Here is a 3,322-nt window from a genome sequence, read left to right on the forward strand (position 1 = left end):
GTGGCGCTTCATCCGGGCACACCACGCCGACCACGCCGATTGCCTCCACCATGGCCAGGGCCACGCCGCGCAACGGCGGCACGTGCACCGTGCCCTCGTACTTGTCGGCCCATGCGCCGTAGCTGAAAAGGCGCTGGATCGATGCCTCTACCTCGGCCTGCGCCGCGCCGGCGCTGACGCCAGTCGAGGCGGCGATGCGCGCGGCAAATTCGGCCGAGCGGGCCGACAGGTTTTCGGCAAGGTAATATAGCGCCTGGGCGCGGCGGTGCGGCGTGGCGCTCGACCATGCGGCAGCGGCATGCGCGGCGGCGACCGCATTGCGGATATCCTTGCGGTTGCCGGCGCCGATCTCGCCGAACAGCTGTCCCGCAGCGCCGAACACGGCTTGCGCATGCTCGCCGTCCGGCCGGACCTGCTTGCCGCCGATGTACAGCTTGGCGGTGCGGTCGAGTGCGGGCAAGCGTGTTGCGCTGTGCGACTCAAGTGCCGCCGGTTCTGCGCTCGCCGTGGCCGCGGCAACACGCTGGCGACGTTCAGCCCAGGCCCGCGGTTTAAGATATTCGTAGCAGCCTTCGCGGCCGCCCTCGCGTCCGAATCCCGATTCGCGGTAGCCGCCGAATCCGACGCCGGCATCGAACAGGTTGGTCGAATTCACCCAGACCACGCCCGCTTTCAGCTGCGGCGCGATGCCCAGCGCCAGGCCGATGGTTTCACTCCATACGCTGGCGGCCAGGCCGTAGCGCGTGTTGTTGGCCAGTGCCACGGCTTCGTCGGGCGTGCGGAAAGTCATCGCGGCGAGCACCGGCCCGAAAATTTCTTCGGTAGCCACGGTGGAGCTGGGGTGTACGTTGGTGAGCAGCGTCGGCGGGTAAAAACAGCCGCCCGCCGGCAGCTCGATGGAAGGCTGGTAGCAGCTGGCGCCCTCCTTGATGCCCAGCTCCACCAACGTGCGCACCCGCTCAAGCTGCGACGGCGCTATCAGCGAACCGATATCGATGGTCTTGTCCAGCGGCTGGCCGGCGCGCAAGCTTTGCATGCGGCGCTTGAGGCGCGTTATGAAATCCTCGGCGATGCCTTCCTGCACCAGCAGGCGCGCGCCGGCGCAGCAGACCTGGCCTTGGTTGAACCAGATCGCATCGACCACGCCTTCGATCGCTGCGTCGATGTCGGCGTCTTCGAACACGATGAACGGCGATTTGCCGCCCAGTTCCAATGTCAGCGATTTCCCCGAGCCCGCGGTTTGTTCGCGGATCAGGCGCCCGACTTCGGTCGAGCCGGTAAAGGCAATCTTGTTCACTCCTTGGTGCGCCACCAGCGCCGCACCGGTGGCGCCGTCGCCGGTCAGCACATTCAGCACGCCGGCCGGCAAACCGGCTTGCGCCGCCAGTTCGGCAAACAGCAATGCGCTCAGCGAGGTGAATTCCGCCGGCTTGAGCACTACCGTATTGCCCAGCGCCAGCGCCGGCGCGATCTTCCAGGCCAGCATCAGCAAGGGGAAATTCCAGGGGACAATCTGGCCGACCACTCCCAACGGCAGCTGGTCGGCAAACTCGCGTTCCTGCAGCTGCGCCCAGCCGGCGTGATGGTAAAAATGCCGCGCTACCAGGGGCACGTCGATATCGCGCGTTTCGCGGATCGGCTTGCCGTTGTCGAGCGCTTCGACCACTGCAAACAGGCGGGCATGACGCTGCACCATGCGCGCCAACGCATACAGGTGGCGTGCCCGGCCATGGCCGCCCAAGGTTTGCCAGGCCAACCGGGCATTGCGTGCAGCGGCAACGGCAGCGTCGACGTCCGCTGCGCTGCCTTGCGCGATACGGGCCAGCAGCTTGCCGGTGGCCGGTTCGGCCGTATCGAAATGGGCGGCAGCCGTGGTGAAGCGGCCGCCGATATGATGGCCGAAGCCGTCGGTATGACGCGCCAGCCACAGGCGGGCTTCGGAATCGCTTTCAGGTGCAGGGCCGTAGTCCATGGTGTCAAAATAATGTGAAACACTCATCGTTTATCCGATCGGGTGATGGTGGAAAGCCGAATAGCGGCCGGTGACGTGGTGCTCCAGCTGGCGTTCTATGTCGGCCAGCAGAGAAGAAGCGCCGACGCGGAACAGTTCCGGTTCCAGCCAGGCCCTGCCCAGCTCTTCTTTCATCAGGACCTGGTAATCCAGCATGCCCTTGGCGCTGGATACGCCGCCGGCCGGCTTGTAGCCGACGCGAAAGCCGGTGCGCGCTTCATACAGCCGGATCATGCGCAGCATGACCAGCGTCACCAGCGGCGTGGCGTTGACGGCTTCCTTGCCGGTGGAAGTCTTGATGAAGTCGGCGCCGCCCATCATGCATATCATGGAAGCCTTGGCGACGTTGCGCATGGTCTTCAGTTCGCCGGTCGCGAGGATCGCCTTGACATGGGCGCTGCCGGCAGCCTGGCGGAAATCCTGCATTTCGGCATACAGGGCGCGCCAGTTCCCGGTCAGCACGTGTTCCCGTGTAATGACGATGTCGATTTCCGCGGCGCCGTCGCGCACCGAGGCTTCGATTTCCTTCAGTTTCAGTTCATGCGGGATCAGTCCCGCCGGAAAACCGGTGGATACGGCTGCCACCGGAATCCCGGAATCGCCCAGCGCCTGCACCGCTGTAGCCACAAAACGGTGGTAGACGCACACAGCTCCGGTATGCAATGTGCGTTCGCCGAAGCCAAGCGCACTCAACAGGTCCGGACGCACCGGCATGATGGCCTTGGCGCACAGGCGCTTGACGCGTTCGGCGGTGTCGTCGCCGTTGAGGGTGGTCAGGTCGATGCAGGTGATGGCCTTCAGCAGCCAGCCCGCCTGCGCATCTTTCTTGACCGAGCGGCGCCCGGGCAGCGTTGCTATGCGGCGCTCCGCTGCGGACAGGTTGACGCGGATGTCATCGATCCAGCTGCTGTCGAAGCTATGGCCGGCGTTGCGGGAATCTTCGTGCATTCCGACAGGATCGCCGACGATGGGAGCGCTAACAATGGAGCTATTGGAAGCGGAATTGAGCGTGGCGGCGCGCGGACGCGGCACTGTGCCGGCGCTTGGAGTTTTGGAGGCGGATGTCATAATTGTGGCGACGCCGCGAAGGCGTGCGCAGACCGGGTCGATAGGATGCTGGCAACAGGCATGTCGGTTATCTCCGTGAACGCATTGAATGCGTTTCCTTTTTTGGCGATCATGCAGGCTTGTCTTCGCCGGCTTGTTTTGGCGGGACTGAAGCACGCAAGTTCACAATGGATTTTATGTTACGCCAATAACATTTATTCCTGCAACATATTTTTTGTAATAACATATCGGCGTAACATGACA

At 63.9% G+C, this 3,322-nt stretch carries 2 protein-coding genes; both read right to left on the bottom strand.

Annotation, left to right across the window (positions count from 1 at the left end):
* Positions 1-1,999: aldehyde dehydrogenase family protein (locus tag JWQ61_RS02980; RefSeq protein WP_304359199.1), on the bottom strand; the 1,999-nt coding region annotated here is incomplete at its 3' end.
* A 3-nt stretch (positions 2,000-2,002) separates the two neighbouring features.
* On the bottom strand, positions 2,003-2,959 hold the full coding sequence (gene deoC / locus JWQ61_RS02985; RefSeq protein WP_304359200.1) for a deoxyribose-phosphate aldolase: 957 nt from the start codon (positions 2,957-2,959) through the stop codon (positions 2,003-2,005).
* Positions 2,960-3,322: the final 363 nt, after the last annotated feature.

It is taken from the genome of Collimonas fungivorans (assembly GCF_028292705.1).
Lineage (GTDB): Bacteria > Pseudomonadota > Gammaproteobacteria > Burkholderiales > Burkholderiaceae_D > Collimonas > Collimonas fungivorans_B.

Excerpts from the sequence above, each read along its gene's own strand:
- deoC (WP_304359200.1), bottom strand. The coding sequence starts at position 2,959 with ATGCACGAAGATTCCCGCAACGCCGGCCATAGCTTCGACAGCAGCTGG.